The sequence below is a fragment of the Candidatus Jordarchaeum sp. genome, assembly GCF_052745115.1.
Genome location: NZ_JBRAKS010000412.1, coordinates 1 through 3,188, shown reverse-complemented (window position 1 = coordinate 3,188; position 3,188 = coordinate 1). Strand labels below are relative to the sequence as shown.

Annotated in this window: 3 protein-coding genes and 2 pseudogenes; 2 read left to right on the top strand and 3 right to left on the bottom strand. The window is 42.0% G+C overall.

The window, feature by feature from the left end:
- A pseudogene (locus ACUVXA_RS18745) lies at window positions 1–220 on the bottom strand (IS607 family transposase); the annotation flags it as partial.
- 29 nt (window positions 221–249) lie between these two features.
- Here ACUVXA_RS18745 and ACUVXA_RS18740 point away from each other — a divergent pair.
- Window positions 250–378: a hypothetical protein gene (locus ACUVXA_RS18740; RefSeq protein WP_445872812.1), complete on the top strand. Its 129-nt coding sequence runs from the start codon at window positions 250–252 to the stop codon at window positions 376–378.
- Window positions 379–387: 9 nt separating this feature from the next.
- Here ACUVXA_RS18740 and ACUVXA_RS18735 read toward each other — a convergent pair.
- Together ACUVXA_RS18735 and infB are read right to left on the bottom strand one after the other, a co-directional pair.
- Window positions 388–528, bottom strand: a pseudogene (locus ACUVXA_RS18735) (MerR family DNA-binding transcriptional regulator); the annotation flags it as partial.
- A gap of 119 nt (window positions 529–647) precedes the next feature.
- The gene (gene infB, locus ACUVXA_RS18730; RefSeq protein ID WP_445872811.1) at window positions 648–2,423 is read right to left on the bottom strand and encodes a translation initiation factor IF-2; all 1,776 of its coding nucleotides are present in this window, start codon (window positions 2,421–2,423) and stop codon (window positions 648–650) included.
- A 227-nt stretch (window positions 2,424–2,650) separates the two neighbouring features.
- Between infB and ACUVXA_RS18725 the strand changes: the two genes are divergently transcribed.
- Window positions 2,651–3,178 (top strand): hypothetical protein, encoded by a 528-nt coding sequence (locus tag ACUVXA_RS18725; RefSeq protein WP_445872810.1) that lies wholly within the window; start codon window positions 2,651–2,653, stop codon window positions 3,176–3,178.
- Window positions 3,179–3,188: the final 10 nt, after the last annotated feature.

Sequence of the window (3,188 nt, the reverse complement as noted above, 5' to 3'; positions counted from 1 at the left end):
GTTTTCCGCTGAAATGAGCGGCGATGGTAAGCAGGTCTTCGACCAGTTCCTCGTGAGGTGTCCGGTAGGTGTTGGCGTTGACCGCTTCCACCTCTGTTCCAAAGGTGGCGGGTAGCGTTTGGAGGGTGTGGAAGCCGAAGCGGGTTAACCGGTTAGGGTGGGTTAGCATGATCTTCTCAACCTTGCGGTTCGCTACTAGTTGTAGGAGTTTCTGGTAGTTTTTCCGTTTTTCGTTTTAATCCAGAGCCGATGTCGGTCAGTGTTTTTGTGGTTCCCTGCTGTTTGAGAGAGTTCCCTCTGTCTTTGGAGGTCGTTGCGCTGGGATGCTTGTGGCACGCGGGTGTATCCTGTGATCTTCCTCTGCTCGTGGATGTTTAGCAGTCGCTTGATTTCGTTTTCGGGTATTGGTCTTCGGCCGCCGGCTGTTCTGACCGCTCGGAGCTTTGTCTGCTTGTCCCATTTCTGGATGGTTTGTGTCGTGACGCTTAGTAGTTGTTTTGCTTCTTTGAGGGTGTATAATCGCTCCATATGCATCTAGCGGTAGTTCAGCATAATTCTATTTAAACACCGCTATTTTAGAACTGTTAGCATAGGCAAAACAGTTAACATACCAATGCCTCCTTAAAAAACGAAACTTCTAGGAGGCTTCAGTCAAAGTCAAAAAGTTTTTTCCTCTTAAATTCCTTAATTTCATTCAAAACCTCTAATTCGTCTGGGCTAAGCTCTCCACCTAAATCTCGAGAGAGCTTATCAATCTGAACCTCTGGAATATCTGAATATAAGACGTCACCCTCTCGGATTTGGCGTCCAACAGTAGGGCCACGAACACTAATAGCTACATTTGAGCCTCTATGAGCTATTTGCCTCACCTCACCCTCATCCTGTATCTGCATAATCACACCTACACGTCGGTTTTCCTCATTAACCAGTCTAACCTTAGGGACCATAGATCCCGCTAATACCTCCACACCTACTACCGCGGGCTTGCTTCTCCGGAAAACATAACCAGGCAAGATTTTTATCTTGAATGGGCGAACCATTCCTGCCAAAGCCTGTCGCCGCTCCTCCTCTTTCTTCTGAACAACCCAAGCATCATAATCATCAAATAAACCATAGATCACATCACTTTGGAAAATGGGAATACCAGAAACCTCTGCTTCCTCCTCGGCATCCGGTAAAACACGCACATTAAATGCCAAAACCACTGCATTTAGGGGCTCTTTATCATGAACCACAGCGGCTTCAACAATATCACGTTTGCTCACATCACCTACATCAGCTAGACGTACTGATCCACCGCGTTCTCTAAAATAAACCACTAAAGCCTCTAGACTACCCAAGGTGTCCGCCTTAAGAACAACTCCACTCTTACTAGTCTCGATACGTACCGAATCCACATCTGCTTGAACCTCTTTTACAACTTCATCGAGATTGGAAGATTCATCCACGACGCGTAAAGGAGCCCCCGCAACCACTCTTTCCAAATCTTGGCCAACAATTTTAACACCAGCGGCAGCAACAACTTCATCAACGCTATCAAAACGTTGTCGTGGGTCACGCATCTCATCCAAGGGCTTAGGCAATAATAAGGCTCTTATACGTGTATCAACAGCTCCTCCTAAACCACCAAAAACAATCAAATCATCACTATGCAAAACACCATCATAAATTATTGCATCTACTGTGTGACCCAATCCCGGCTCCTCTTTTACCTCCAAAGCCACACCTTTAGCGGGCCCCTCACTAACCTCTAAACGTTTTGCCAAGTGTTGCTGAGCCAAACCAGCCAAAACAACCAACAACTCAGCAATCCCTTCCCCAGTAATTGCGCTTGTGGGGATTATGGCGATGTTACGGGTAAAATCGCGTACTCTATCAAAACGATCGCTAGAGAAACCTAAACGCGACAGGTCGCCTATAAGCTCATAAATACGTTCATCCAAAAAACGTAGCACAAAATCAGGCTGCTTTCCCAAACTCTTAAGAATGGAAAGAGAGCCAGACTGAACCCAACCATTAATTCTATCAACCTTATTAGCAGCAATCAGAAAAGGAGTTTTACGCGTCCTCAGAATATCAACACACTCATAGGTCTGAGCCTGAAAACCACTCAAAACATCCACCACAAGAATAGCAAAATCAGCAACAGCACCACCACGACGACGCAAGTTAAAAAAGGCCTGGTGCCCTGGAACATCGATCATTAGGATGCCCGGTATGGTCAATGATACGTTGAATGTTTTGATTAGGTCTCCTCCTATGGCTTTGATTGTTTCTGTGTCGAGCATGCTGGCTCCTATGTGTTGGGTTATGCCTTTCGCCTCTCTTTTTTGTACGGCGGTTCCTCTTATTTTGTCCAGTATGCTGGTTTTTCCACTGTCTATGTGTCCCAGTACTACGCATATGGGTTGTCTTAGGTGCATTTTTCATATCCCCTCTTCTTTAGAGTTTACGATGTGTATTTAGAGTTTTCAATTTTTCGCATCCTAAAATCCACAAAAAAGAATAAATTATCATTAGTTACCATATAACAGAATACTCAAAAGAAACAAAAGGATTATTTGAGTAATCATAAATAAGTTAGAAAAAGTTATATCTACTCAAATAATTATTTTTGATACGTTTTTAGAGGAGTATTTGAGGGATTACTTTGTACGAAAAGGATGTTAATAATATCTTTACCTTGTTTCTTGAGAAACAGGGTAAAAAGTTTAAGATTCCTAAAAAATCTGCTCCAGATTTGCTTATAAATGATACTGCTGTAGAAATTGAAGGAAGTTGGGTTAACTTCAAAGTTGCCTTAGAAAAGTATGTAAAATACTCTCTAGAATATTCTTCCCTTGAAATTGTATTTCCAACAGATGCATTAGACGTTAATAAGATGTTCCAGTTACTTTTACTCGAAAAGCTTCTCGAAAAGAAAAGCCGCCCACCAATAAAAATTCATCTAGTCACAGAACTGGAAAGACACGATTTTGTCCTAAAAACATTTCAAACTGTCCAAGAACTATATGATACAACTGTGAATAAAACATTGGACATATTAGAATCGTCAAAAGATTTACCAAAGGACGAGAAAAGTGAAAAGATTTTTCTAACGCTTATATCTGCAGATGAAGAAATCAAAAACATACTAATAGAAGAAACAAAATCCTCAGAAAACAAAATTTCCATTTAAAAAAAGTTTC

Excerpts from the sequence above, each read along its gene's own strand:
- ACUVXA_RS18740 (WP_445872812.1), top strand. The coding sequence starts at position 250 with ATGTCGGTCAGTGTTTTTGTGGTTCCCTGCTGTTTGAGAGAGTTCCCT.
- infB (WP_445872811.1), bottom strand. The coding sequence starts at position 2,423 with ATGCACCTAAGACAACCCATATGCGTAGTACTGGGACACATAGACAGT.